General features: G+C 70.9%; 23 protein-coding genes. 13 read left to right on the forward strand and 10 right to left on the reverse strand.

What is annotated here, in order from left to right; genetic code table 11:
* Positions 1–6 precede the first annotated feature (6 nt).
* From ACIA77_RS45455 to ACIA77_RS45470, 4 genes are read left to right on the forward strand one after another with little or no spacing between them, the layout of a single operon-like run.
* Positions 7–468 carry a hypothetical protein gene (locus tag ACIA77_RS45455; protein ID WP_395892405.1) on the forward strand — a complete coding sequence of 154 codons (462 nt, stop codon included), beginning with the start codon at positions 7–9 and terminating at the stop codon, positions 466–468.
* The gene (locus ACIA77_RS45460; RefSeq protein ID WP_395892406.1) at positions 465–1301 is read left to right on the forward strand and encodes a 3-methyl-2-oxobutanoate hydroxymethyltransferase; all 837 of its coding nucleotides are present in this window, start codon (positions 465–467) and stop codon (positions 1299–1301) included. Before ACIA77_RS45455 ends, ACIA77_RS45460 begins: the two co-directional genes overlap by 4 nt.
* Positions 1302–1327: 26 nt before the next feature.
* Complete coding sequence (locus tag ACIA77_RS45465; protein ID WP_395892407.1) at positions 1328–2182, forward strand: alpha/beta fold hydrolase; 855 nt, start codon at positions 1328–1330, stop codon at positions 2180–2182.
* On the forward strand, positions 2179–2760 hold the full coding sequence (locus ACIA77_RS45470; RefSeq protein ID WP_395892408.1) for a 2,3-bisphosphoglycerate-dependent phosphoglycerate mutase: 582 nt from the start codon (positions 2179–2181) through the stop codon (positions 2758–2760). The genes ACIA77_RS45465 and ACIA77_RS45470 overlap by 4 nt, the downstream gene beginning before the upstream one ends.
* Here the strand turns inward: ACIA77_RS45470 and ACIA77_RS45475 are convergent.
* Positions 2741–3181 carry an RpiB/LacA/LacB family sugar-phosphate isomerase gene (locus ACIA77_RS45475; RefSeq protein ID WP_395892409.1) on the reverse strand — a complete coding sequence of 147 codons (441 nt, stop codon included), beginning with the start codon at positions 3179–3181 and terminating at the stop codon, positions 2741–2743. The two genes, ACIA77_RS45470 and ACIA77_RS45475, sit on opposite strands and share 20 nt — an antisense overlap.
* 3 nt (positions 3182–3184) lie before the next feature.
* Complete coding sequence (locus tag ACIA77_RS45480) at positions 3185–4120, reverse strand: ABC transporter substrate-binding protein (protein WP_395892410.1); 936 nt, start codon at positions 4118–4120, stop codon at positions 3185–3187.
* Positions 4121–4224: 104 nt separating this feature from the next.
* Between ACIA77_RS45480 and ACIA77_RS45485 the strand changes: the two genes are divergently transcribed.
* The 4 genes from ACIA77_RS45485 to ACIA77_RS45500 are packed head-to-tail and all read left to right on the forward strand — an operon-like array spanning position 4225 to position 8063.
* On the forward strand, positions 4225–5370 hold the full coding sequence (locus ACIA77_RS45485) for a zinc-binding dehydrogenase (RefSeq protein ID WP_395892411.1): 1146 nt from the start codon (positions 4225–4227) through the stop codon (positions 5368–5370).
* Positions 5367–6077 (forward strand): 4-carboxy-4-hydroxy-2-oxoadipate aldolase/oxaloacetate decarboxylase, encoded by a 711-nt coding sequence (locus ACIA77_RS45490; RefSeq protein ID WP_395892412.1) that lies wholly within the window; start codon positions 5367–5369, stop codon positions 6075–6077. The genes ACIA77_RS45485 and ACIA77_RS45490 overlap by 4 nt, the downstream gene beginning before the upstream one ends.
* Positions 6074–7072: an amidohydrolase family protein gene (locus ACIA77_RS45495; RefSeq protein ID WP_395892413.1), complete on the forward strand. Its 999-nt coding sequence runs from the start codon at positions 6074–6076 to the stop codon at positions 7070–7072. Before ACIA77_RS45490 ends, ACIA77_RS45495 begins: the two co-directional genes overlap by 4 nt.
* Before the next feature lie 4 nt (positions 7073–7076).
* A complete protein-coding gene (locus tag ACIA77_RS45500; RefSeq protein WP_395892414.1) occupies positions 7077–8063 on the forward strand; it encodes an ABC transporter substrate-binding protein in 987 nt (328 codons plus the stop codon).
* Between the two features lie 57 nt (positions 8064–8120).
* Here the strand turns inward: ACIA77_RS45500 and ACIA77_RS45505 are convergent, their stop codons facing one another.
* Both ACIA77_RS45505 and ACIA77_RS45510 read right to left on the reverse strand, forming a co-directional pair.
* Positions 8121–9365 (reverse strand): NAD(P)/FAD-dependent oxidoreductase, encoded by a 1245-nt coding sequence (locus tag ACIA77_RS45505; protein ID WP_395892415.1) that lies wholly within the window; start codon positions 9363–9365, stop codon positions 8121–8123.
* A gap of 90 nt (positions 9366–9455) precedes the next feature.
* Positions 9456–10190 (reverse strand): FadR/GntR family transcriptional regulator, encoded by a 735-nt coding sequence (locus ACIA77_RS45510; protein WP_395892416.1) that lies wholly within the window; start codon positions 10188–10190, stop codon positions 9456–9458.
* Positions 10191–10368: 178 nt separating this feature from the next.
* Here ACIA77_RS45510 and ACIA77_RS45515 point away from each other — a divergent pair, with 178 nt between their 5' ends.
* The 3 genes from ACIA77_RS45515 to ACIA77_RS45525 are packed head-to-tail and all read left to right on the forward strand — an operon-like array spanning position 10369 to position 13128.
* A complete protein-coding gene (locus ACIA77_RS45515) occupies positions 10369–11247 on the forward strand; it encodes an ABC transporter ATP-binding protein (protein WP_395892417.1) in 879 nt (292 codons plus the stop codon).
* Positions 11244–12104 carry an ABC transporter permease gene (locus tag ACIA77_RS45520; protein WP_395892418.1) on the forward strand — a complete coding sequence of 287 codons (861 nt, stop codon included), beginning with the start codon at positions 11244–11246 and terminating at the stop codon, positions 12102–12104. The genes ACIA77_RS45515 and ACIA77_RS45520 overlap by 4 nt, the downstream gene beginning before the upstream one ends.
* Positions 12105–12147: 43 nt before the next feature.
* Positions 12148–13128, forward strand: a complete 981-nt coding sequence (locus ACIA77_RS45525) for an ABC transporter substrate-binding protein (RefSeq protein WP_395892419.1) — start codon at positions 12148–12150, stop codon at positions 13126–13128.
* 83 nt (positions 13129–13211) lie between these two features.
* Here the strand turns inward: ACIA77_RS45525 and ACIA77_RS45530 are convergent, their stop codons facing one another.
* Positions 13212–14090, reverse strand: a complete 879-nt coding sequence (locus tag ACIA77_RS45530) for an AAA family ATPase (RefSeq protein WP_395892420.1) — start codon at positions 14088–14090, stop codon at positions 13212–13214.
* Positions 14087–15157 carry a cupin domain-containing protein gene (locus ACIA77_RS45535; RefSeq protein ID WP_395892421.1) on the reverse strand — a complete coding sequence of 357 codons (1071 nt, stop codon included), beginning with the start codon at positions 15155–15157 and terminating at the stop codon, positions 14087–14089. The genes ACIA77_RS45530 and ACIA77_RS45535 overlap by 4 nt, the downstream gene beginning before the upstream one ends.
* Before the next feature lie 212 nt (positions 15158–15369).
* Here ACIA77_RS45535 and ACIA77_RS45540 point away from each other — a divergent pair, with 212 nt between their 5' ends.
* Positions 15370–16605, forward strand: coding sequence for an MFS transporter (locus tag ACIA77_RS45540; protein WP_395892422.1), 1236 nt, complete (start codon positions 15370–15372; stop codon positions 16603–16605).
* Positions 16606–16739: 134 nt separating this feature from the next.
* Here the strand turns inward: ACIA77_RS45540 and ACIA77_RS45545 are convergent, their stop codons facing one another.
* Positions 16740–17738 carry an Lrp/AsnC family transcriptional regulator gene (locus ACIA77_RS45545; protein ID WP_395892423.1) on the reverse strand — a complete coding sequence of 333 codons (999 nt, stop codon included), beginning with the start codon at positions 17736–17738 and terminating at the stop codon, positions 16740–16742.
* A 305-nt stretch (positions 17739–18043) separates the two neighbouring features.
* Here ACIA77_RS45545 and ACIA77_RS45550 point away from each other — a divergent pair, with 305 nt between their 5' ends.
* Complete coding sequence (locus ACIA77_RS45550; protein WP_395892424.1) at positions 18044–20329, forward strand: serine/threonine-protein kinase; 2286 nt, start codon at positions 18044–18046, stop codon at positions 20327–20329.
* Positions 20330–20620: 291 nt separating this feature from the next.
* Here the strand turns inward: ACIA77_RS45550 and ACIA77_RS45555 are convergent, their stop codons facing one another.
* The 3 genes from ACIA77_RS45555 to ACIA77_RS45565 are packed head-to-tail and all read right to left on the reverse strand — an operon-like array spanning position 20621 to position 24869.
* On the reverse strand, positions 20621–22600 hold the full coding sequence (locus ACIA77_RS45555) for a nitric oxide reductase activation protein NorD (protein WP_395892425.1): 1980 nt from the start codon (positions 22598–22600) through the stop codon (positions 20621–20623).
* Positions 22597–23403 carry a CbbQ/NirQ/NorQ/GpvN family protein gene (locus ACIA77_RS45560; protein WP_395892426.1) on the reverse strand — a complete coding sequence of 269 codons (807 nt, stop codon included), beginning with the start codon at positions 23401–23403 and terminating at the stop codon, positions 22597–22599. The genes ACIA77_RS45555 and ACIA77_RS45560 overlap by 4 nt, the downstream gene beginning before the upstream one ends.
* Complete coding sequence (locus ACIA77_RS45565; protein WP_395892427.1) at positions 23400–24869, reverse strand: hypothetical protein; 1470 nt, start codon at positions 24867–24869, stop codon at positions 23400–23402. Before ACIA77_RS45565 ends, ACIA77_RS45560 begins: the two co-directional genes overlap by 4 nt.
* Positions 24870–24887 lie beyond the last annotated feature (18 nt).

The following is a 24887-nucleotide window of genomic DNA, read 5'->3' on the forward strand; positions in this document are numbered from 1 at the left end:
GGATTGGTGAGCAGCTGCGCCCGGGCGGCGACCGCCGAGGAAGCGGCCTTCCGGATCGACTACCCGCTGGCCGCCGCCCGCAACACGCGCGTGGTGGCGCTCGACGAAGCGGCGGAGCGCATCGTCCGGCACGCTTCGGCCGAGTCGTGGGCGCAGGCGCGGTTCTACTCGGTCTCCGGGTCCGGTCACGAGCTCGTCACCATGGCGGGCGATCCGGTGGCGCTCACGGGGGAACTGCAGGATAGCAACACCGTCGTCCTGGTCTCGACCACGGGGGAGAACGCGGAGGCAGCCGCCACCATCGGTGCGGCGTGCACGGTGCGTGGCATCATGACGGCGGGCTTGGTCGTGACACCGGACCGGATCGCCAACGAGGCGCTGTTCTCGCTGCGCCCGCACGCCCGGATCCTGCTGGTGCCGGCCGAAGAGGACGACTTGCTCGAGCTGCTGAGGGCGACGCGCGCATGAGCCCCGCCGACGAAACCAAGGTCACCATTCCATCGCTGCAGGCGATGAAGGAGCGCGGCGAGAAGAGTGTCTGCGTCGTCGCCTGGGACTACCAGATGGCCCGCATCGCCGACCGGGTCGGCGTGGAGATCGTGTCGGTCGGCGACACCGTCGGGGTCAACCTCTGGGGGCAGCCGCACCCGCTCGAGATCACCTTCGACGAGGTGCTCGTCGTCGCGAAGGCGGCCCGGCGCGGCGTTCAGCGCGCACTGCTCAGCTGCGACTTCCCGTTCGGCCCGCTCCAGCGGGGTGCGGCCAGTGCCGTCGACGCGGCGATCCGGCTGGTCAAGGAGGCGGGTGTCGACCTGGTGAAGCTCGACGGCGCCGCCGACTTCCCGGACGCGGTCGAGGCGGTCACCCGTGCGGGCATTCCGGTTTTCGCGCAGTTCGGGATCACGCCGCAGACCGCGCTGAAGTACGGCATCGAGTACTCCGCCGCCAGCGCCGCGCAGGTGCCCGACGAGATGCTCGACGAGCTGGTCGCGGAAGCCCGGCGGCTCGAATCAGCGGGAGCGGTCGCGCTCAACTTCACCAACTCCGGTCCGGTGGTCGGGCCGGCGGTGGTCGACGCCGTGGCGATCCCCGTGCTCGGTGGCTTCGGCGGCGGTCCGTGGCTCGACGGGCGGATCCGGATGGCCACCGCGGCCATCGGGTACAACGCCGCCAACGTCGACCGGGACGTCGACACCTACGCCAACGTCGCCCGGGTCGTGTTCGACGCCCTGGCCGAATGCGCCGAGGACATCCGGGGCGGCCGGCAGATCCGGGGCGGCATCAAGGTGCCCCGGAACTGAAGGGCGCAGAGCTGAGGAGTGCGCGCATGCCCGTGGCCGTGCTGGACGGAATCGCCACGCGTTACCGGACTGTCGGCGACGGCCCGCCGCTGCTGATGTTCAGCCCGGGCGGCTTCGATTCCAGTTTGGACAACTGGACGAGCTTCGGACGGTATCGCGAGCTCGGTTTCGTCGACGCGTTCACACCCGGCTACACCTGCATCGTGTTCGACCGGCGCGAATCGGGGCAGTCGGGTGGCCGGGTCGAGCGCCTGGACTGGCCCGGCTACGTCCGCCAGGCGCTCGGGCTGCTCGACCACCTCGGGATCGACGAGGCACACACCATGGGCGGGTGCGTCGGCTGCTCCACGGCGGCGGCGCTCGCCGTCGCGGCGCCGGAGCGCGTGCGCAGCATGGTGTTGTTCTCGCCCGCCGGCGGGCCCCGCTACCGGATGGCGCAGCACCGCCGGTTCGTCCGGCACCTCGCCTACGTCGCCGAGCACGGGCTGCCGGCGGTGGTCGACCTGGCCCGGTCGACGACCGCGGGCTTCAGCAGCGACCCGCGGGTGGGCCCCTGGGCCGCGCCGCTGCGCACCGACGAGACCTTCGCGAAGGCGTACGCAGCGCTCGATCCGGCGCGCTACGACCTGCTCGTGACCGGCTCCGTGCGCGGGCTCTTCGACCGCGATACCGTGCCGGGTGTGGAGCCCGAGGACCTGATGACTTGCGACGTCCCGGCGCTGATCGTGCCCGGGCAGGACGCGTCGCACGCCCCATCGGCCGCCCGTTATCTCCAGGAATGCCTGCCGGTGCACGAATACTGGGACGTCCCGGTCGCCGAGCAGACCGCGGCCACCGCGCCCGCGCGCGTCCTGGAGTTCCTGCGCGGGCGCGACCGGTGACCCGACTGGTCCTGCTCCGCCACGGGGAGAGCACGGCCAACGCCGGGGACGTCTTCGCCGGGCACCTCGATGTCCCGCTGACGCCGGCGGGTGTCCTCGAGGCGCGCGCCGCCGCGGCCGGGCTCGCCGGCTGGTGCCCGGACGTCGTGCACGCTTCGCCCCTGGTTCGCGCGGCCGGCACCGCGGCGATCGTCCGGGATCTGCTCGCGCCGGACGTCGAGGTTGAGCACCACAGCGCACTCGTCGAGCGGCATTACGGTGTCCTGCAAGGACTCCGGCGCGCCGATGCGCGGGCGCGGTTCGGCGCCGAAGCGGTCGCGTGCTGGCGGCGGACACCGGACGGAGTGCCTCCCGGCGGGGAAAGCCTGGCGATGGTCCACGAGCGGCTGCGGCCGTATTGGCACGAAGAGCTGCTGCCGCGGCTGGAATCGGGCCGTGCGGTGCTCGTGGTCGCCCACGGCAACTCGCTGCGCATGCTGCTGGCTCACGTGAGCGGCCGGCAACTGCGCGAAGCGAGCGCCGTCGAGATCCCGACGGCTGCTCCGCTCCGGCCGGAGGTCAGGCTTCCAGCGCGGTGATCTGGTCGACGCGCTGCTGGTGGCGCCCGCCCTTGAACGGCGTCGACAACCACAGCGCGAGCAGCCGTTCCGCTTCGTCGTCGGTGATGACCTTCGTGCCCAGCACGAGCACGTTGGCGTCGTTGTTGCCGCGCGAGATCTCCACCATGAACGAGGTGTGCCCGAGTCCCGCGCGCACGCCCCGGATCTTGTTGCACGCGATGACTTCGCCCTGCCCGCTACCGCCGACGATGACCCCGGCCTCCGCGCGGCCGTCGCCGACGCGCCGGCTCACGTCGGCGCAGAGCGGGGGGTAGTCGACGATGTCCGTCTCGCTGTGCGAGCCGCGGTCGTCCACCTCGTGGCCGTGGGCGGTGAGCCAGGCGGAGAGGCGAGCCTTGAGCCCGACGCCGTTGTGATCGGCGGCGATCGCGATCCGCACGGCTCAGCCCACCAGGTCGCGGGTCGCGGGTGCGAACATCGAGTCGACGTCCACCGGTTTCGTCAGGATGTGCTGCGCCAGGGCCTGTTCGGCCAGCAGTTCCAGCACGGCCCGGTTGGGCTCGATGCCGTAGGGGAGCGGGTTTCCGGTCTGGGCCATGACCCGGGAGTACCTCCGGTCGTCGGCCGTTTCGACGACCCCGGCCCGCAGCTGCTCGACGTAGCGGCGCTTGGCTTCGGCGAACGCGTCGAACAGCGCTTTCGCGACGCCGGGATGCGCGTCGAGCACTTCGTCCTTGACCACGACGAGGTGGTTGATCGGGTAGAGGCCACGCTCGCGCAGCGCGGTGAACCCGGCTTCCTCGGGGTCGGCGATCAGCGGGACGACTTCGGGCGAGTCCACCTTGACGTTGACGACGGCGTCCAGCTCGCCCGCGAGCAGCATGTCCGCCAGCTTCTTCCCCGGACCGGCCGGTACGACGTTGCGCGGCGGGCGGTAGGACTCGACGTGCTCGTCGCCGCTGAGGACCCACGTGACCGAGTCGAGGTCGAGGCCGTGCTCGAGCGCCAGGATCGCGCGCGCCCAGACGCCGGTGGTGACCGTGTACCCGCGGTTGACGCCGATGCGTTTCCCCGCGAGGTCACCGGGTTGGGCGATCCCCGCCCCCTTTCGCACGAGGATCGCGCCGTGGTGGAACCCGCGGACCAGGAAGACCGGGAGCGCGGTGAACCGCACGCCGTGCTCGCGCGCGGTGAGGTAGGTCGTCAGCGCCATCTCGCAGACGTCGTAGGCGAGTTCCCGCACCATCCGCCGGAACCCGTCGACGAGCACCGGTTCTTCCTTGAAGGCCAGGGGAAACCCGGTGGGGACGACCTCGCCTTCCTTCAGTGCGCGGTTGTTGCCCTGGGTGCGGGTCACGGTCAGCAGGTGATCGGCCATTCGGTCCTCGCCTCGTCCTCGGGAAGTACACGCCGATGGTATATTGGGCTGTCCATTCTGCCAACGAGGTTCTGTCCACGAGGTCTTTCAACGAGGGAGCGCCGATGGTCCAGACTGTGCAAGCGGCGGTGCGGGTCGCGCCCGGCACGACGGAGATGCAGGAGTTCGCACTGCCTTCGATCGACGACGATTCCGCCCTGCTGCAGGTCGAGGTCGCGGGCATCTGCGGGACGGACGTGAAGATGTACGCCAACCCGCCGGCCGTGATCCGGGGCCGGGTGATCATGGGGCACGAGAACGTCGGCGTGATCGCGCGGGCGGGGCGGCGGTTCAAGGAACGCCACGGGCTCGCCGAAGGCGACCGGGTGTTCGTCGAGCACTACGTCGGGTGCTTCAGCTGCGAGTGGTGCCGCCTCGGCGAGTACCGGCACTGCGAGGCGACGGACTGGCGGACCAACCCCGACGGCCGGCGCTTCGGCTACACCTCCGCCGAAAACCCCGGCACGCTGTGGGGCGGGTTCAGCGAGTACATGTACCTGCCGTGGAACTCCGTTCTCCACAAGATCCCCGACACGATCACCCCCGAGCTCGCCGGCATGGTCATGCCGCTGTCCAACGGCATCGAGTGGGCCCTGCTCACCGCCGGTGTCGGGTACGCCGACACCGTGCTCATCCAGGGCCCGGGCCAGCAGGGCCTCTCGCAGCTGGTCGCCGCCAAGACGGCCGGCGCGTCGAAGATCGTGGTGTCCGGCACGACGCGGGACAAGCAGCGCTTCGAGCTCGCCAAGGAACTCGGCGCCGACGAGGTCGTCGACGTCCTGACCGAAGACCCCCGCGAGAAGATCATGGACCTCACCGGCGGCCGCGGCGTCGACATCGTGCTCGACTGCACCTCGCGGGCCGGCACCGCGCCGGTCCTGCTCGGGGTCGACGTGCTCAAACGCCGGGAAGGCACGCTGCTCATCCAGGGGGAGCTGGCCGCGTTCCCGGACTTCCCCGTCAAGAAGATCACCGAGAAGGCCATCACGATCAAGTCCGCGCGCGGGCACTCGTTCCGGGCCTGCGAGCTCGCCGTCGAGCAGCTCGCGTCGGGTCGCTTCCCGCTGGAGAAGCTGGCGACCCACCGCTACGGCATCGACCAGGTCGACCACGCCATCCGCGTGCTCGCGGGGGAGACCGAGGAGGACGCGATCCACATCTCGCTGATGCCCTCGATGGTCGGGCAGGCCGGCGGGGCGGTCGTCCGATGACCGGGATCGTCGTGACGAATCCACCCACGGCCGACGCGGAGACGCGCGACGGCCTGGGCCGGTTCGGGGTCGCCACCATCCACGAAGCCCAGGGCCGCCGCGGGCTGATGGCCGCCGCGCTGAACCCGATCTACCCCGGTGCCCACGTCTCGGGCACGGCGGTGACCGTGAGCGTGGCGCCGTGCGACAACTGGATGATCCACGTGGCCGTGGAGCAATGCCGGCCCGGGGACGTGCTCGTCGTCGCGCCGACGTCGCCGTCGGACGCGGGGTACTTCGGCGAGCTGCTGGCGACCTCGCTCAAGGCCCGCGGCGTCCGCGGGCTGGTCATCGACGCCGGCTGCCGCGACATCGCCGAGCTGCGGGCGATGCCGTTCCCCGTCTGGTCCCGGGCGGTGTCGGCCGAGGGCACCGTCAAGGAAACCCTCGGCTCGGTGAACACCCCGGTCATCTGCGGCGGGCAGCTCGTCGAGGCGGGTGACGTGCTCGTCGCGGACGACGACGGCGTGGTCGTCGTGCGCCGGGCCGAAGCCGGTGAGGTTCTCGCGGCCTCGGCGGCACGGGAGGAGAAGGAGGCGCGCCTGCGGGCCCGCTACGCCGAAGGGGAGCTCGGCCTCGACGTCAACTCGATGCGCGAGCGGCTCGCCCGCAAAGGCCTGCGGTACCTGGACCACGACGAGTACCTCAAGGAGGTCCGCGACCGGTGATCATCGACATCCACGGTCACTACACGACGGCTCCGGCGGCGCTGAGCCGGTTTCGCGAAGCGCAGCTGGACGGTGAGCGGGCCGCGCTGGCGCCGGTGCCCGACGACGAGCTCCGCGAGAGCGTGGAGGACAACCAGCTGCGCGTTCTCCGCGAACGCGGCGGCGACCTGATGCTGTTCTCGCCCAAGGCTTCCGGCATGGCGCACCACGTCGAGGGCGCCGCCGTCGCGAACGCCTGGGCGCGCGCGTCCAACGACCTCGTCCACCGCCTCGGCGAGCTCTACCCCGAGCACTTCGCCCCGGTCGCCCAGCTCCCGCAGACCCCCGAGGGGAACCTCGGCGGCGTCCTGGCCGAGATCCGCCGCACCGTCGAAGAACTCGGCTTCGTGGGCGTGAACCTCAGCCCCGACCCGTCCGGTACCTGGGCGGGCAAGCCGATGACCGACGAATCGTGGTTCCCGGTCTACGAGGTCCTGACGGAACTCGACGTGCCGGCCATGGTGCACGTCTCGTCGGCGTGCAACCCGAACTTCCACACCCTCGGCGCGCACTACCTCAACGCCGACACCAGCGTTTTCGTCCAGCTGCTGGGTTCGAAGCTCTTCCACCGGTTCCCCGGTCTGCGCCTCGTGATCCCGCACGGCGGGGGAGCGGTGCCGTACCACTGGGGGCGCTACCGGGGCCTGGCGATGCGCAACGGCTGGCCGGACCCGGCCGAGCTCCTGCCGAACGTCTTCTTCGACACCTGCGTCTACCACCAGCCCGGCATCGACCTCCTGCTCGGCGTGCTGCCGGCGCAGAACTTGCTGTTCGCATCCGAGATGCTCGGCGCGGTTCGCGGCGAGGACCCGGAAACCGGCATCGCCTGGGACGACACGAAGCGCTACGTCGACCGCGCCGATCTGAACGGCGAGGACCTGTCGGCGATCTACGAAGGCAACGCCCGGCGGGTCTACCCCCGCCTCGACCGGCGGCTCGCCGCCTTGGGAAGGTGACCCGATGAGCCGGCTCCCGCTCACGTTCGCGTGTGGTGACTACGACCGCACCCGCGCCGTCGAGGACGGCTCGATCCGCCCCGACGGCATCGACCTGACGTACCTGCGCCTCCCGGTCGAGGAGACGTTCTTCCGCATGCTGCGCCACGGCGAGTTCGACGCGTCGGAGATGTCGCTCTCGACCTACGTCGCCTCGCTCGACCGCGACCCGGCGCCGTTCGTCGCGCTGCCGGTGTTCACCTCGCGGATGTTCCGCCACGGTGGCGTCTTCATCAACACGGCGGCGGGCATCGAGAAGCCGTCGGACCTTCGGGGCAAACGGATCGGCACGCCCGAATACCAGCTCACGGCGGGCGTGTGGATCCGCGGCATCCTCGCCGACCACCACGACGTCCCGCTGGACTCGGTCACCTACCTCACCGGTGGTCAGGAAACGCCCGGGAGGATCGAAAAGGGCGCCGTCTCGACGCGCTTCGACGTCCAGTCCGTTCCGGACGGCCGGACGCTGTCGGAGCTGCTCGCGAGCGGTGAGATCGACGCGCTGCAGAGCCCGCGGATTCCGAGTTCGTTCGGCGCGGGCGACGGTCGGGTCGCGCGGCTGTTCCCCGACACCGTCGCGGCCGAGAAGGAGTACTACGCGGCCACCGGAATCTTCCCGATCATGCACGTCGTCGTGCTGCGCCGGGAGGTCTACGAGCGCCACCCGTGGGTCGCCCAGTCGTTGACCAAGGCGCTCACGGCGGCCAAGAACGAGGCGTACGAACGGATCTACGACGCGTCGGCGCTGCGGTTCATGGAGCCGTGGTTCAACCAGCACGTGGAGGACGCGCGCCGGCTGCTCGGCGACGACTACTGGTCCTACGGGCTGGACGCCAACCGGCACGTGCTGGACTTGTTCCTCCGCTACCACCACGAGCAGGGGCTCTCGTCGCGCCTGCGCACCGCCGGAGAACTGTTCGCGCCCGAGTCGACGGAATCCTTCGTCATCTGACCGCGGAGGTCAACGGGATCGCCGGCGGGTGGTCGCCCGCCGGCGATCCCGTTTGAGTCACGCCGCGCGCAGGAGTTCTTTCAGCGCCACGTCGGTGTCGGCCGCGACGTGCGGCGGCACGGTACGGCCGGCTTCGAGCAGCTTGCGCACCGCCATGTAGTCGCGGGGCGCGTTGACGGCGTCGATGGCGATGAGGCGTCCACCGCGGTAGTAGAACAGCGAAAACCGTTCGGTGCCGGGGTCTCCGCGCAGCACGGTCTCGTCGTAGCCGCTGCTGATCCCGGCGATCTGGAGTTTCAGATCGGCCTGGTCGGACCAGAACCACGGGATCCCGGCGGCCGGCGCGGCCACGCCGAGCAGACTGGCGGCCGCGGTCTTCGCCTGTGCGATGGCGTTGGGCACCGACTCGAGGCGCAGCGCGCCGTGGTCGGGGTGCGCGAGGATCGTGCAGTCGCCGGCGGCGACCACGCTGGGGGTGCTGGTGCGGGCGGTCTCGTCGACCAGGATCCCGCCGGCGCACGCGAGCCCGATCTGCTCCGCCAGTTCGGTGTGCGGGACCAGGCCGATCCCGACGACGACAACGTCCGCGCGGAGGGTGCGGCCGTCGGAGAGCCCGACACCCGTCACCCGGTCACGGCCCAGGAGTTCGGTCACGCCGGTCGAGAGCACGACCTCCGTGCCGCGCCGCCGGTGCGCGGCGAGGTAGAAGCCCGACATCCGGGGCGCGACGGCGCGGGCCAGCAGCCGGTCGGCCGCTTCGACCACGGTGACGTTCTTGCCGGCGGCGGTGGCGGCCGCGGCGGCCTCGAGCCCCACGAAACCCCCGCCGACGACCACGACGTCGCGCGCGGCCCCGAGGCCGCGCCGCAGCGCCACCGCGTCGTCGACGTCGCGCAGGTAGTGGACGCCGGCGAGCTCGCTCCCGGGGATCCGGAGGCGGCGCGGAGTGCCACCGGTGGTCAGGGCGAGCCGGCCGAACTCCACCGTCCGCCCGGACCGCAGGACCGCGAAGCCGCTGCCGAGCTCGGCGTCGGTGAGGGTGATCGCGTCGATCCATTCACCGCGGACGAGGTCGATCCGCTGAGCCGCGTAGAAGTCCGGGCCGCGCAGTGCCAGCCGCTCCTCGGGCAGTTCCCCTTTGAGGAACGCCTTCGACAGCGGCGGCCGTTGGTAGGGGAGCCGGGTTTCCCCGCCCAGCAACGTGATCGGTCCTGAAGCACCCAGCTTGCGCAGCGAGGCGGCCAGCTCCACGCCCGCCTGGCTCGCGCCGACCACCAGGGTGCTGCTTCCCTCCACCGCCATGGCTCCTCCGTTGGCTAGACCATTAGACCTTAGCGGAAGACGGCAAGCAGTGCGAGGGTGTCCCACAAGGTGGTGCGAGGTTTCCCGGTCCTACTCCGCGTCGTGCGACACGCGTTGCGCGGTCCGGGCGATGTGCTCGCTCATCACGCGCTGGGCGGCCGCGAGATCGCGGTTGCGGATCGCCTCGGCGAGCTCGCGGTGTTCGCCGGTCCCGCGCTTGCCCATGATGGGCGCCTGTTCCCGGGCCTCCCGCAGGGACATCAGGAGGGGGCCGTGGAAGCTCTGGATCAGCATCGTCAGCGCGGTGTTGTGGGCGCACTCGGCGAGCCGGATGTGGAACCGCGCCGAAATGTCCACTGTGTACTCACCCTGGTCGACGGCGCTCTGCCCCTCCTCGACGAGCTTGAACAGCGCGTCGATGTCCTCGTCGGTCGCCCGCTCGACGATCAAGGGCAGTGCGCCGATCTCGACGATCTTGCGCGCCTCGGTCACCTCGCCGGCGGTGAGCACGGACATCGAAAGGAGATCGGCCAGGCCCTCGCCGACGCGGTCGGTGCTGGGCGCGGTCAGGAACGCGCCGCCGTGCGCGCCGACCCGGATGGTGACGAGCCCGGTGGCCTCCAGCACCCGGAGCGCCTCACGCACGGTCACCCGGCTCACGCCGAAGCGCTGGCACAGATCGCGTTCGCTCGGCAGCCGGTCGCCGGGTGCGAGGGAGCCGCCGCGGATCAGGACCTTGATCTGATCCACGATGACCTGGGAGACGCGCGACGTGCTCACACGGCTGAAGAGGTCGTCCTTCGCGCCGCGCCCTGTTGCAGCCATGTTCCCACCTAATCATTGTCGATGCCGGAAATGCACCGTAGCTTAACAGTCAATGGTCTGACCTTACCGCACTAGGCCTGGTCAGAGGTGGCGGCTCCGCTTCGGCCGGTTACGGGGCGGCCAGAAAACTTGACTGGGCCATTGCTTTGGACTGACAATTAGTCCTACGCTCCCACCCATGCTGAGCCGAGAGAAGCCGGCACTGTCTAGCACGGCAGGCCGTGATGCTGCGCACATCGATGTGGGGGCCACGGGCGGGATCGCACACCTCGAGGCCCGGGGTGTCGCGATCGAGTACGCCAAGCCTGGGTCGAAAGAGGTGACGACGGCCGTCGAGCAGTGTGATCTGACGGTGGAGCGGGGGGATTTCGTCTGCCTCGTCGGGCCTTCCGGCTGCGGCAAGACGACCTTGCTCAACGCGGTCGCCGGGTTCGTCGAGCTCGCCGAGGGAGCTCTGGAGCTCGACGGCCGGCCGATCCCCGGTCCGGGGCCCGACCGGGCGATGGTGTTCCAGCACGCCAACCTGCTGCCGTGGCGGACCGTGCAGGCCAACGTCAGCTACGGCCTCGAGCTCACCAAAAAAGTCAAGAAACCGGCGGCCAAGAAGCGCGCCGACGAGCTGCTGGAGCTGGTCGGGCTGGCCGGCGCCGGGCAGCAGTACCCGGCGCAGCTCTCCGGCGGCATGCAGGCCAGGGTCAACCTCGCCCGCGCGCTCGCGGTCGAGCCGGAGATCCTCCTGCTCGACGAGCCGTTCGCCGCGATCGACGCCCAGACCCGCGAGGTGCTGCAGGTCGAACTGCTCAGAGTCTGCGCCGCCCGGGACGTGACAGCGCTGTTCGTCACCCACGACATCACCGAAGCCGCGTTCCTCGCCGACCGGGTCTGCGTGTTCAGTCCGCGACCCGGTCGCATCGTCAAGGAGATCACGGTGCCGTGGGCTCGTCCGCGCTCGCACGAGATCCGGCGGACGCCGGAGTTCGCACAGCTGCGCGACGAGATCGCCGACGTGCTCTACGGCGCCAAGGCCGGCGCCGCCCACGAGGGAGGAGCCCGATGAGCGTGACCTCTTCGCACAAGCCGGCCCCGCGGCTCGAAACGCGGCCGGCCGATCCGGGTCCGCGCGCTCGGCGGACCTCCCGCCGCCGGCTGCCGTCGTGGCTCAGCGAACAGCGCCTGTGGGGCATCGGAGCCGTCGTCGTCGTGCTGGTCGCGTGGGAGATCGTCGCGCTGCTGCGGCTGCAGCCGCAGCTGATCCTCCCGGGGCCGGTCGACGTCATCAACGCCTTCGGGTCACTGATCCAGGGCGGGCAGATCGGGATCGACCTGTGGACCAGTGCCCAGGAACTGCTGGCCGGCCTCGCGCTGGCGGTGGTGGTCGGCTTGCCGCTGGGGCTGCTGATCGGCTGGTACAACCGGATCGCCTGGGCGCTCAACCCCTTCGTCAACTTCCTCTACGCCACCCCGCGCATCGCGCTGACGCCCCTGCTGATCATCTGGCTCGGCATCGGCAGCTCCTCGAAGATCGCGATCGTCTTCCTGATGGCCCTGTTCCCGGTGCTCATCAACACCGCGCAGGGCGTCCAATCGCTCGAACAGGGCACCGTGCGCGTGGCCCGCTGTTTCGGGGCGAGCGACCTCCAGCTGTTCCGCACCGTCGCCCTGCCCGGCACCGTCCCGTTCATCGCCAGCGGGATGCGGCTGGCGGTGGGCCAGGCACTGATCGGTGTCTTCGTGGCCGAGCTCAGCGGTGCGCAGCACGGCGTCGGCATGACGATGAACACCGCCGGGCAGCAGTTCCAGACCGCCACGGTCTTCGCCGGCCTGTTCATCTTCGCCGCGACCGGGGTCGTGCTGACCTCGCTGCTGCGCCGGGTGGAAAAGCACTTCGCGGCCTGGCGCCCGAGCAACGACTGACTGCGTTTCCCGTCCCCACCACCATTCCCAGAAGGACAGAACAATGAAGTTCAAGTCTGGCGCCTTCGGCGTCGCCCTCGTCGCGGCGCTCGCCACGTCGTCCCTCACCGCCTGCGGCGGTTCGTCGAGTGCCGGGGCCGACGGTGCCATCACGGTCAGCTACAGCGAAGAGGTCGCCGACGAGCTGCCCCTGTGGATCGCCTCGGAAGCGGGGTACTTCAAGGAACAGGGGCTCACCGTCAAGCTCATCAAGCTCGACAGCAACCAGGGGTACCCGGCGCTCATCTCCGGCCAGACGCAGCTCGCCTCGATGGGCGGGTCGCAGATCGTGGCCGGCACCGCGGCCGGCGGTGAGGTGAAGGTGCTGGCCGCGCTCACCCCGGTGCTGCCGTACCAGATCTACGCGAACGTGCCGACTGCGGCGCAGCTGCGGGGCAAGAAGATCGGCTACACCACGAAGAGTGGATCTCAGTACATCGGCACGCTGCAAGCGTTGAAGAAGCTGGGGATCAACCCCAGCGAGGTGAACCTGGTCCCCCTCGGCTCGGTGACGAACGTCAACAACGCGCTGCTGGCCAAGACCATCGACGCGTCCGCGACGCACCCGCCGGCGAGCCTGAAGTTCGAGGACGCCGGTCTGCACATGGTGATGGACATGGCCAAGGAGAAGATCCCCAACATCAACGTGGGAATCTCCAGCACGTCCGAGTACCTCAAGGACCACCCGGACGTCGTGGGGAAGTTCATGGCCGGCCTCAAGAAGGGGTTCGACCGCGAGCGCGCCGACGAGGCGTACTCGACCAAGATCCTGGGCGCCCACCTCGGGGTCACCGACCAGCGTGCGCTCGACGCGACCTGGAAGTACTACTCGGGCGAGGTCCTCACCGACCCGCCGGTGGCGACGGTGGATCAGCTCAAGTCGTCCCAGCAGTCGCTGGAGGGCTCCGTGAACGGTGTGGACAAGGTCGACCTCGCGTCCCTCATCGACTCGTCCTTTGTGGACAAGGCGTTCGGGAGCAAGTAGGCCCCGCGAAAAGGCGTGGAAAAGCGCGGTGCCGGGTCGATGATCGATCCGGCACCGCGCTCGCTCGTGTGGTGCCCGGCGCGTCAGCCGTCGAACTGCGTCGCGCGGCGCAGGTCGTCGGCGGTGAGCAGGTTCGGGTCGAGGGCGACCTCGGTGCGCATCGTCAGCGCGGCGAGGATCGTCTTGCGGACCCGCCGGCCGTCGAGACCCCGCAGCCCCTTCGCCAGCTCCGCGCGAAGATCGGCGTCCCCGGCGAGCGGCTTGAGCCCGGTCCACTGCTCGGCCAGTTCGTCGAGCGAGGACCCGACGATCTGCTCGACCACCTCGTCGCCGGGCAGGGTCGTGCTCATGACCAGATCGGCCCGGGAGAGCACGGCCTCGTCGACGGCGTCGATGAAGTTGGTCGTGGCCACGAGCACGAGGTTCGGGCACTGGGCGCGCAGCTGGTCGAGACCCGACAGCACGGCGTCCGTCGCGCGGTGGACGTCGACCGGGTTCGTTTCGAACGACGCCGAACTCCGGCGTACGGCGAGGGCTTCGACCTCGTCGATGAGCACCACGGTGTGCGGTCGCCGCGCGGCGAGCTCCGGCAGGGTGTCGAGGAACAGCCGCGAGACGGCCCGCTGGCTTTCGCCCAGCATGTCGCTGGGAAAGGCGTGCGGGTCGACCTCGACCAGCGTGGTGGCACCGCGTTCGGCCACTTTCCGCGCGGCGGCCTGGGCGAGCCCTTGCGCGAGCGTCGTTTTTCCCGTGCCCGGCGGTCCGGCCAGCACGATCAGCCCGTGCGGCGCGCCGGAGAGCCCGTTCAGCAGCCGGCCCTGGCGCAGCACGAGCACCGCGGCGCCGAGCAGTCGCTCCTTGGTGCCTGGCGGCACGATCATCGAGTCCCACGGCCCGTCGTGGTGGTCGGAGGGAAGGGCGTGCAGCCCGATGACTCCAGGGGGGAGCGTCCGTTCGCTCACGGCCAGGTCGGCCGGTCGAGTTCGGGCCACACGACCGTGTTCACGTCGCCGGCCTGGGCGTCGCGGATGTGCTCCGGCGGCTCCTCGAAGAGCACCCGCGGGTCCATCAGCGCCCGCATCGTCTCGAGCAGGCTGTCGAACATGTGGATGCGGACCACCCGCGCGGTGTTCTCCTGGGAGTCGTTGAAGTGCTGGTGCCACAGGAAGTGGTCGACCACGATCAGGTCGCCCTTCTTCCACGGGTGGTTCTCCCCGCCCTCCGGCTCGGTGCCGAGGTAGGAGTGACCCTCGCCTTCGACCACGTACAGCCACGCCTCGCCCGCGTGGCGGTGCATCGACTGCTGACGGCCCTGCCCGATCTCGAACATCGCCATCGTGATGCCGGAAGCCTGGTACCCGATGGCGCGGTCGAGGAGGAAGGTCGTGCGGGTGCCGCGCGGGGTGTTGAGCATTTCGAGCTCGTCCCAGTCGGTGTGGAGCCGGCCGCTGCGGCGCTTCTGCTGTTCTTTGCCGAGGCGCCGCAGGCGGCGGGCGTAGGCGTCGTCGCCCTCGGCGTCGGGAGCGCTGAACTCGGGCCGGCCCGGCAGGTTCTCGACCGGCTCGTGCCCGCGGTCGTCGAGGATCGACATGCCCATCGTGGCGAGCAGCGGCTCGCTGGAGAAGGTGAGGTAGCGGAACGTCGCGTCGTTGTCGTTGCCCGAACGGTGCCAGGCCCACGCCGGGATGTGCGCCGAGTCGCCGGGCGCGACCCGGACCCGCTCGCCGTCGATCTCGAGCCAGCCGTCGCCGCCGACGCCGAACACCATGACGTCCCAGGAGTGCCGGTGGATCGTGGTGACCTTCCCGCGGTCGACCTCGTGCACGAGGGCGTCGATGGAGCGTGTCGGGTTGTCGCCGTCCTCGCCCATGTAGACGCCGGTGCGCATGCCCCGCGCGGTCTCCGCGAGCTTGACGTCTTCGCTCCGGATGATCGTGCGGTGGTTCGCGCGCCAGTCCTCCAGGAACTTCGCCCGCCGGGCTTTTTGCTGGTGGTAGTGGCTTGTCTTCGTCGTCGTCTTCGTCGACACCGAGCCTCCTGATTGGCCGGACCATTTTACCTTCGGCATTGTGGTTCGAGGGGCACGCTAGTGCAAGTATGGACTTTTGGTTAGACCATAAGGCATTATGGCAGGCCGGACCGTCCACCCCGACCCGGCGCCGGGTCGTGCTCCCAGGAGGCAGGTGTGCCCGAAGCGGCGACGACCACCCGGCTCGGCCCCGGCCGCGACGGCGGTGCCCGATGAAGGTCGCCGAAGTGCTGCGCAACCGCGACTTCGATTTCTACTGGGGTGGCGTCGTCCTCTCGCAGATCGGCAGCCGCGGCACGATCGCGGCGAACCTGTACCAGGTCTACGAACTCTCCGGTTCGGTCGCGCAAACCGGCCTGGTCGGCGCCGCTCAGGTCGTGGCGCTGGTGGTGCTCAGTCCCTTGGCGGGCGTGTACGCGGACCGGGTCGATCGGCGCAAGCTGCTCCAGTGGTCGCAAGCCGTGGCCCTGGTCGTGGCGCTCGCACTCGCGGCGACGAGCTTCACCGGCCACGCCGACGTCCTGCAGGTCGTCGGTTCCGTCGTACTCACCACGGCGGCCGCCAGTTTCGACCAGCCCGCCCGGCAGGCCCTGATCCCGGCGCTGGTTCCGCGAGCCCAGCTGCCGCAGGCCTTCGCGCTGCTCAACCCTTCCCGGGAGCTGGCTGTGCTCCTCGGGCCCGCGCTCTCCGGGGTGCTGATCGCCGTCAGCGGGCCAGGCCTGATGTACGCGGTCGACGCCGTGACCTACCTGCTGCTGATGATCACCCTGGCGCTGCTCCGGATCCCGCACCTCCCGGGGGCCGCCGAACACATCACGCTGCGGGAGCAGTTCGTGGAGGGAGTCCGGTTCGTCCTGGGCAGGCGGATCGTGTGGCAAATGGTGCTGCTCGACCTGGTGGCGACCGTCTTCGCGGCGTACCGGGTCCTCCTGCCCACGGTCGCGATCGACCGGCTCCACCTGGGGGCCACGGCGTACGGGCTGCTCTCGTCGGCGCCGTCGGCGGGAGCGCTGATCGCGACGTACACGGTGTTCCGGGTGGTCGATCGCAGCAAACGGCTCGGCAAAGTCCTGCTGGCTTCCACGATCGCGTACGGCCTGAGCGCGGTCTTGCTCGCTTGGGCGGGTGGGTTCGTGCTCGCGCTGGTGGCGTGCCTGCTGCTCGGTGCGTTCGACGCGATGGCCACGACTATCCGGCAGGCCGCGGTGCAGCTCGAAACGCCGGATTCGCTGCGCGGGCGCGTTTCGGCGATCTACCAGATGGCCTCACGCGGCGGGCCCGCCCTCGGCGACACCGTGATCGGCGCTGTCGCGGCGGCGGCCGGACCCGCGCTGGCGCTCATGATCGGCGGGCTCGCGACCGCAGCCTTCGCCGTGGCGCACTTCGGCCGGGCCAACCCGGTGCGCGCGTACGCCGGGGCGCGGGCCGGGGAATCGGCGCCGGCGTGATTCCGGGTCCCCGGCGTCGAGCACGGGGTCTTGCCAGAGCCGGCGAACGCGCGGCTGCCCGCGGAGGCTGCTTCGACCGAAAAGGACGATGACGAGCCGAGCATCCCCGCGCCGCTACGGCACCGGGTTCCGCGTCATCGCGCCCCCGGGTCCCGGGGCTTGCCGTCGTCGTCGACGGGCACCCAGGCGCGCTTGAGCACCTGGACCTGCATGGCCAGGTCGGCGGAGCGCAGGCCGCGCAGCCGGCCGACGACGTCGGTCGTGTACGGGTAGAGGTCGCCGTAGCCGGGCAGGACACCCTGGACGATCAGGTTGTGCGGGCCGGTCGCGGCCGCGACGTAGCGGCTGGCGGGATGCTTCGCGAGGATCATCCCCACTTCCTCCAGCTGCGCCGGGTCGACGCTGAGCCACAGCAGGTACTCCACGGCGTAACCGAGCACCGGCGGCTCGAACACGGTCCGGAACCGCAGGCAGCCACGCTCCACAAGGGACTCGACCCGGCGGCCCGCGGTCGACTCGCTCACGCCGGTCCGAGCCGCGATGGTGGCGTACGTGGCTCGGCCGTTGCCGGCGAGCACATCCGCGATCGCGAACTCCTGCTCGGTGAGCTGTTCCGGTTCGGTCCAGGCGCGGTGGGCGTAGTCGGTGACCTCGGAGCCGGCCCGGAGCACGTCGACCGCTCGCGCGCTGAGCGTGGCCGGGAGCCACTCCTCGAACGCGCTGAACTTGCGGATCACCACCAGCGATTCGATGTCGACGACGTTGTCGATGGCCTCGAACGCGTTGATCACGTCGACGATGTCGTGGTGCCGCTCGACGACGACCTCGGCCGCGACGTCGAAGGTGCCGGTCAGGACCGTGACGAAGCGGGCCTTCGGGGATCCGGCGACGGCCCGCGCCACGCGCGGCGTGTGCCCGGGCCGCATCCGCAGCCGCATGTAGACGGAAATGCCCAGGCCGCACCGCAGGTGATCGAGGACGCCGGTGACCGCGACCACCCGGTCCGCCAGCAGCTGCTGGCCCCGCCGCGTGACCGTCGACTCCGCAACGTCGAGCGCGGTGGCGACCTTGCGCCACGACGCCCGGCCGTTCACCTGCAGCGCAGCGACGATCCGCCGGTCTGCCTCACTCACCTGAGGGAAACTCGTCACGGAGGCAGGGTAGGTGAGCGGAATCGGCAAGATCAAGGGAACTGCGGGCATTACCTTCATGATTCGCGTCCGGCTTGCCTGGTACCGCCGGCTACTCCGGGGCGGCGGGAATCGCCCGTCGCCCGCGGACGCGATCCGCTGCGGCCAAGCCGGCGGGCCACGTGAGTGTGACGACTTCGCGCAAAATGCCACATTCCGGTGGTCGGGACCCCCTCGCCGTGGTCTGATGTCCTCCGCGATTCGCGGAGACTGGGGAACATCGTGACGGTGAGGGGAAACCGGCGGGGATGAGCGACACCTGGCGCGTGCCCGGGTTCACCGAGGTGGACGTGCTCGGCACCGGCGGCTTCGGCCGCGTCGTGCTGGCCAAGCACGAGGCCTCGGGGCGGATGGCGGCGATCAAGTACCTGCGCGCGGAGTACCTCGCCGACGCGGGGATAGCGGACGGGTTCCGGCGCGAGGCGTGGCTGTTGGCGGGCGTCCGGAGCTCGCACGTGGTCCGGCTCTTCGACTTCGTGGAGACGCCGGACGGCGCCGCGCTGGTCATGGAGGCCGTGCCCGGGGTGTCGCTGCGCGCGCTGCTGGCGGCGGAGAACGTGCTCGCCCCCGAGTCGGCGCTGGCCATCCTGAAGGGCTCGCTGCTCGGCCTCGCCGACGCCCACGCCGCCGGCGTGGTCCACCGGGACTACAAACCGGGAAACGTCCTGGTGTCGCGCGAAGGCGAGTCGAAGCTGGTCGACTTCGGACTCGCCACTTTGGACGGTCACAGCGGGCTGACGGCCGGCTCACCGTCGTACATGGCGCCGGAGCAGTGGGCCGGGCAGCCCGGGATGCCCGCCACCGACGTGTACGCGGCAACCTGCGTGTTCTACCAGTGCGTCACCGGACAGCTGCCGTTCCGGGCGGACACGGCCGACGGCCTGCGCTCGATGCACCAAGCGGCGCCGGTCCCGCTGGACGCCGTGCCCGAGGCGCTGCACGCCCTGATCACGCGGGGCATGGCGAAGGACCCGGCGTGGCGGCCGGCCACGGCGGACGCGTTCGTGACCGAGCTGGAAACCGTCGCCCGCAAGGCCTACGGGAAGAACTGGGAGAAACGCGGCTGGAAGCGGCTGGCCACGTCGGTCGCCGCGCTGACGGCGCTGACGCCCTTGGCGCTCCTGACCACCGCCGGCACGGCCGCCGCACCGGTCGGCGCCGGCACCGCGGCGGCCGGGGCCGGGGCCGGGGTGCCGGCCACGGGGACCGGGGCGGGCGCGACCGCGGTGCTCGCCGGCAAGATCGCCGCCGCGGTGCTCGTCGTCGGAGCCCTGGTCGCCGGGGGAGTGGCGATCTTCGGCAACCACGACGACCCGCCCGCGCAAGCGGCGCTCACCGTCAGCCTGCAGACCACGGCCGGACGCGATCAGGCCCTGCCGGTCACCTACGACCTCCAGTTCCCGCAGGTGTCCGGAGGTCCGGATCCCGCGGTCCGGCAACGGACCAACGAAGCGCTGCGGGCACCGGTCGACAAGCGGCTGAAGGCGATCCGCGACGGGGTGGCCGGCTACCGCGACCGGTTCCAGGAGACCGGCGACACGGCCGCGGCGCGCTCGACGGCCCGGATCCTGCTGCAGACGCCGAGCGTGCTTTCCGTGCGTTACCAGCATGATCTCGACTCGTCCGTGCTGTCGCACCCGACCTGGCGGTTCCCCGAAACGGTCACCGTCGACCTCGGCACGGGCAAGGTGCTCGGCCCCGGGGACGTGTTCCGGCCCGAGGTGCTGACCGCGGCCGGGATGACGACGCTGACCCAGCGGCTCGAACCGCACACGAAAAACGGGTTCTGCCGCGTGCCGGAGGTCGACGGGGAGGGGCGCCAGGTCGGCATCGACGCCGCCGACCGCGGCTCGGGCGGCGCCCACGTGCCGGGCGCGGCTTTCGGGTTCACCGGGACCGGAGTCCAGTTCGAGATCCTCTGGTACGACCTCGGCTGCGACACGGCGAGCGGGCAGGAGACCGTGACCGTGCCGTACGGCGAACTCGGCGACCTGCTGGCGCCGAAGCTCCTGGCGATGCTCGGCAGAACCGCACCGGCCTCGCCGGCCTCGGAACCGCCGGCCTCGACGTCTCCTTCGCCTCCGGCGTCGACATCGGCCCAGTCCGGAGATCCGACCACGTACACCAACCCCCGGTTCGGGTTCACCGCGCGCATTCCCGAGGGGTACGTCGCGTCGCCGTACGCTCCGGCGAACGGGGACGGGATGACGTTCACCAACGCCGATCTCGACGCGACGCTGACGGTGTGGGGCGGCAACTCGGACCAGACCTCGGCGCAGGCGCTGGCCGCCGCGATCGCCCACGCGGAAGCCGACGGCGGCCGGGTGACCTACCGGAAGGACGACGGCGACCAGTACTCGGTCTCCGGCTACCAGGGCGACGGCAAGATCTTCTACGAGCGCGGTTTCACCGGATCCGCGTCGACGGCCGCGCTGCGCTGGGTGTACCCGCGCGAGCACAAGGCCGAGCTCGACGAGCCCGTCAGCACCACAGTGGAGGCGTTTCGCCCCGGAGACCTCTCGCAGCCGCACTGAGCCGGCTGAGCGTGTCCTGCCCGAACGTCATGGGCCGTGGAAGACCGCGCATGAACGGTTGCGGTTGTGGACCAAGGACGGCACCGGGGACAAGATCCTTGACCACGTGATCGTCAAAGACGGCGCTGGTGGTGCGCTTGAGTGGGTCGTCTCGGTGGATTCGGGTGTGGTCCGAGCGAATCAGCACTCGGCCGGCGCCCGGACCGCAACGCCCAACGCGCCACCTGCTACCAGGCCGAACTCACCATCGCCGCCATCGTCCTGTGGCTCCGATGACTTGCAGGACAGCTCCTAAGCGCGCCGGGCGGTGACGTACAGCCGGGCGAGGGCCGCCGGCAGGTCGCGGGGGTCGGTGATCACGTGGTACTCGTCCGGATCGCACATCGCGGCGAGGTAGTCGCCGCCGGCGGGGTCGACGGTGATCAGGTACGGCCGGACACCGGCGCGGCGGGCTTCGGCGAGGGCACGGGTCGTGTCAGCCAGCGCGTAGCCCAGCACCGCGTCTTCGCCGTACTGCTGGCCGTAGTCGAGGTCGAACGGGCGGCCGTCGGAGATCAGCATGAGCAGCTTCGCCGGGGCGTCGTGCGCGGCGAGGCGGCGGGTGAGGTGGCGGATGGCCGGGCCCATGCGGGTGGTGTGCTGCGGCACGAGCCCCGCGAGCCGGCGCAGGGTCGCCGGGGTGCGCCGTTCGCCGAGGGATTTCACGACCGACAGCGTGACGTCCGTGCGGCCGGTGCCGGAGAAGCCGTAGATCCCGTAGCTGTCGCCGACCCGCTCCAGGGCTTCCAGCAGCAGCGCGACCGACTCCCGCTCCAGGTCCAGGATCCGGCGGACCCCGCCGTCGCGCTCCGGCAGGCGCTCGGCCGTCGACGAGCTCAGGTCCAGCGCGAACGCGACGGCCACCTCGCGGGCCACCGGCTCCAGCGCGCTGTACACGGCTTCTCCTGGCGTGCGGCCGGTCCGCAGGTCGGCCATCGCTTCGACGCAGGCGTCCAGGTCGAGGTCGTCGCCGTGGCGCAGCCGCGTGCGCCGGCGGCGCCCGAGCGGCGCCATCCGTTCCAGCTGCGCGGTGAGCGCGGGCAGCAGCGCCCGGTTGCGGGTGAGCGCCTCGCGGTGCCCGCTGCCGCTGCGGCCCGAGCGCGGCCGCTTCTCGCGGACCAGGCACCAGTCGGCCAGGTACCGGCCGGCGCGGTGGTCCCACTCCGGGTAGGTGAATTCGTGCCGTCCGCTCGCGTGCACCGGCCCGGATTCCGCGTGGTGGTGATCGTCGAGATCGGGGCCGTGGTCGTGCGGCAGCGGTTCGGGCGGCCGCGCAGGCGTCGTGACGTCGACCTGTCCGCTTTCGGCGGCCAGCGCGCGTTCGGTGAACTCGTCGGCCGCCTTCGTTTCCTCGCCCGTCATCCGGAGGATCGCCTCGGTGAGCGGCATCCCGGAGGCCTGCAACCCCAGGTACCGCGGTCCGGGCACGTCCCGGTAGCGCACGGGGGTGAAGCGGACGTCGAACACCTCGACACCCTCGAGCCGCAGCTCCCGGCCGGGCAGGGTGAAGTCGTCGTCCACCTCGGACTCCGCGAACGCGAGGTCCCCGTCCGGACCCGTGGCCGGTTCGAGGTTCGGCAGCCGCACGAGCACGCCGTAGCACCGGATCGCCGCTTCGGCAGCCGATTCCACAGTGGACCGCGGGTCGGTCAGGACCCGGGCCACGGCGGCCATCCGGGCGACGGGCGGGTGCAGCGACCGCGGCAGCCGGACCGAGGTGGCGCCGAGGCTCAGCCGGACCAGTGCCTCGGCCGCCGCCGAGCGGGCGGGCAGCTCGGCGAGCTCCGGCCGCGTCGCCAGCTCGTCGTGGCGCACCCGCTCGTAGTCCGGCGCCAAGCCGGGGAACAGCCGCAGGGCCGCGGCGTCCACGCGCAGGTCTTCGAGCGCGGTGAACACCTCGACGGCGAGCGCCGTCCGGCCGAACAGGCCGGCGAAGCGGTCGAGCCCGCCGCGCAGGTTCGCCGGGCGCAGCCGCCGGAAGAACGGCTCCGGCCGATCGAGGGCGAGTTCGAACGTGCCGAGTTCGTGGTGCAGCGCCCGGTGCGTGAGCGCCACCCGGTACCACGACGGTCCGGAGTGGACGTGCGACGGGAGCCGTACGGTCGTGGCGGTGTCCGGGCGCTGGCGCAGTTCGGCATCATCGTCGTAGGGCACCAGTTCGCAGCCCCGCCCGCACAGCGCGCGGTAGTACAGCGAGAGCGAGCCGGTCAGCTGCGCCAGCGCCGCCGTCATGCCGCGAACACGGCGTGCGTCACCTGCCGGACGGCGTCCTGCACGTCGCGATCGTCGCCGGTGGCCAGCACGAGCGCGAGGTCGCACGCCCGCCGCGGGGCCACCCCGCGCCCGATCAGGGCCCCGGCGTGCACCAGCAGCCGTGTGCTGGGGCCCTCGACGAGATCGGCCGCGTCGAGGTTGCGGATCCGCGCGCCGAGCGCGGCCAGCGATGCGGCGACGTCGGCGGGCACCCCGGCCTCGTGCGCGATGATCTCGGCCTCCAGCTCGGCGTCCGGGTAGCCGAACTCGATGGCCAGGAACCGCTGGCGCGTACTCGGTTTGAGGTCCTTGCTCGTGGCCTGGTAGCCGGGGTTGTAGGACACCACGAGGAGGAAGTCCGGGTGTGCCGGCACTTCGGTGCCGAGCCGTTCCAGTGGCAGCGTGCGCCGGTGGTCGCTCAGCGCGTGCAGCACGACGGTGGTGTCCTTGCGGGCCTCGACCACCTCGTCGAGGTAGCAGATCGCGCCGGTGCGGGCGGCCCGGGTCAGCGGCCCGTCGAGCCACGTCGTGCCCTCGGCCGAGAGCAGGTACCGCCCGACGAGGTCGGCCGCGGTGAGGTCGTCGTGACAGGTGATCGTCACCAGTGGCTCGGCCGGGGGCGCCGCCGAACGCTGCTTCGCGATCTCCCACGCCATGTATTCGACGAACCGGGTCTTGCCGCAGCCCGTGGGCCCCTTGAGCAGCACCGGGATGCGCTGGTCGTAGGCCGCGCGGAACAGCTCGACCTCGTCGCCGGCCGGCAGGTAGAACGGCGCGGTCATCGGGCGAACTCCCCGCTCTGCTCGCGGCGGATCCACGACACCGGGTCGGGCGCGTAGTCCCGGTGGTAGTCACCGGGGTAGTTGATGCCCGGCACCGCGGGGATCCAGTCGTACTCCAGGTGGTGCGTACCGCCCAGGCTGCTGGCGAGGCGCACGACGCGTTCGGAGTCGAGCGCGGTGATCCGGCCCTTGTCGATCACCTTCACCCACTCGCCGGTGCTGCGCCGGCGGATCTCGTAGGTGGCGAACAGGTTGTGCACGTGGGGGAAGTGCATCGTCGGCAGCTTGTTCTCCTTGGCGTAGGACAGGAACGTCTGGTCCCAGTGCTCGGCGCCGAAGCCGAAGTGGATCACGCCGGCCTGCGCGCGTTCGGGCAGGTTCGTCCAGGAGTCGTTGTACTTCCACAGGGTTTCGATCTGGCGGTAGCTCTTGGGGTTGGTGCCGATCGAAGCGTCGTTGAAGTACGCCCAGCCGGGGTAGGGGAAGCCGGGGTAGTGCGTGTCCCGGTAGCGTTCCACGACCTCGCGCCACAGCTCGCCGTAGCGGCCGCCGCCCTCGATCTTCGTGATCATCCCCGATTCGATGGTCACCGACGCGTGCGGGAAGTAGCCGGTGTGGTTGCTGGTCCCGCCGATCACGCCGTTGAGGGTGGGCATCAGCGTCTTCGCCTCGCGCAGGAAGGTCTCCGCCGGGTGACCGAACCGGATGCCCTGGATCGTCGAACCGAGGATGTGGCCCGAGATGTAGGCGCCCTTGGGCCACAGCTCCGCCTGCTGCGGCGTCACCTGCCAGCCGAGGTCCGTCCCTTCCGGACTCGTGATGCGGACCTCGGCGGCGTCGCGGAACGCGTCCACCACCATCAGGTCCACGGTCCGCCAGATCTCGTCGGGGATCCCGTTGGCGCGGGAGATGAAGTCCTCGTAGGTCGAGTACACCCAGTTGTTGCGGATCCGCTTGCCCGCGGCGCGTTTCCAGTGCGAGCGCCCGGCTTCACCCGCGTAGACGCCGGTGTAGCCGGGCCGGTCGTCGAGGAAGCGCTTGAGCGCCGCGGCCGCGACGTTGAACTCGATGCCGTCCTCGACCATCGGCGGCAGCCGGTCGGTGATCTCGCGCCAGCCCTCGGCCGCGCTGTACTCCTTCACCTCCATGCCGAGGTCCGTGACGTCGATCCGGTCGACCCGCTCGACGCCGATTTCCAGCAGCGCCTGGCGGATCGCCCGGAAGACCAGCTCGTGCTGGTGCGGGAAGGTGACGATCAGCAGCTCGTCCCCGGGCCGGACGTCGCCGAGCGCGGACCGGCCGTAGCGGCGGCGCACGTGCGCCCGGGCCAGCGGCATCAGCTCCTCGAGGTCGTCGGTGCGCTCCTGCAGCAGGTAACCCGGGAACCGCGGAGCCGGGTAGTCGAACCCGGGCAGCGGGGCGGGGACGCCGGGAGCCTGAGCGGACAGGGGGTACGGGGCGGTCATCGGCGGCCGCACTCCTCT

It is taken from the genome of Amycolatopsis sp. NPDC051903, from assembly GCF_044452505.1.
Taxonomy (GTDB): domain Bacteria; phylum Actinomycetota; class Actinomycetes; order Mycobacteriales; family Pseudonocardiaceae; genus Amycolatopsis.

Excerpts from the sequence above, each read along its gene's own strand:
- ACIA77_RS45460 (WP_395892406.1), top strand. The coding sequence starts at position 465 with ATGAGCCCCGCCGACGAAACCAAGGTCACCATTCCATCGCTGCAGGCG.
- ACIA77_RS45560 (WP_395892426.1), bottom strand. The coding sequence starts at position 23,403 with ATGACCGCGCCGTTCTACCTGCCGGCCGGCGACGAGGTCGAGCTGTTC.
- ACIA77_RS45520 (WP_395892418.1), top strand. The coding sequence starts at position 11,244 with ATGAGCGTGACCTCTTCGCACAAGCCGGCCCCGCGGCTCGAAACGCGG.
- ACIA77_RS45465 (WP_395892407.1), top strand. The coding sequence starts at position 1,328 with ATGCCCGTGGCCGTGCTGGACGGAATCGCCACGCGTTACCGGACTGTC.
- ACIA77_RS45505 (WP_395892415.1), bottom strand. The coding sequence starts at position 9,365 with ATGGCGGTGGAGGGAAGCAGCACCCTGGTGGTCGGCGCGAGCCAGGCG.
- ACIA77_RS45500 (WP_395892414.1), top strand. The coding sequence starts at position 7,077 with ATGAGCCGGCTCCCGCTCACGTTCGCGTGTGGTGACTACGACCGCACC.
- ACIA77_RS45525 (WP_395892419.1), top strand. The coding sequence starts at position 12,148 with ATGAAGTTCAAGTCTGGCGCCTTCGGCGTCGCCCTCGTCGCGGCGCTC.
- ACIA77_RS45485 (WP_395892411.1), top strand. The coding sequence starts at position 4,225 with ATGGTCCAGACTGTGCAAGCGGCGGTGCGGGTCGCGCCCGGCACGACG.
- ACIA77_RS45480 (WP_395892410.1), bottom strand. The coding sequence starts at position 4,120 with ATGGCCGATCACCTGCTGACCGTGACCCGCACCCAGGGCAACAACCGC.
- ACIA77_RS45515 (WP_395892417.1), top strand. The coding sequence starts at position 10,369 with ATGCTGAGCCGAGAGAAGCCGGCACTGTCTAGCACGGCAGGCCGTGAT.
- ACIA77_RS45540 (WP_395892422.1), top strand. The coding sequence starts at position 15,370 with ATGAAGGTCGCCGAAGTGCTGCGCAACCGCGACTTCGATTTCTACTGG.
- ACIA77_RS45565 (WP_395892427.1), bottom strand. The coding sequence starts at position 24,869 with ATGACCGCCCCGTACCCCCTGTCCGCTCAGGCTCCCGGCGTCCCCGCC.
- ACIA77_RS45550 (WP_395892424.1), top strand. The coding sequence starts at position 18,044 with ATGAGCGACACCTGGCGCGTGCCCGGGTTCACCGAGGTGGACGTGCTC.
- ACIA77_RS45555 (WP_395892425.1), bottom strand. The coding sequence starts at position 22,600 with ATGACGGCGGCGCTGGCGCAGCTGACCGGCTCGCTCTCGCTGTACTAC.
- ACIA77_RS45510 (WP_395892416.1), bottom strand. The coding sequence starts at position 10,190 with ATGGCTGCAACAGGGCGCGGCGCGAAGGACGACCTCTTCAGCCGTGTG.
- ACIA77_RS45490 (WP_395892412.1), top strand. The coding sequence starts at position 5,367 with ATGACCGGGATCGTCGTGACGAATCCACCCACGGCCGACGCGGAGACG.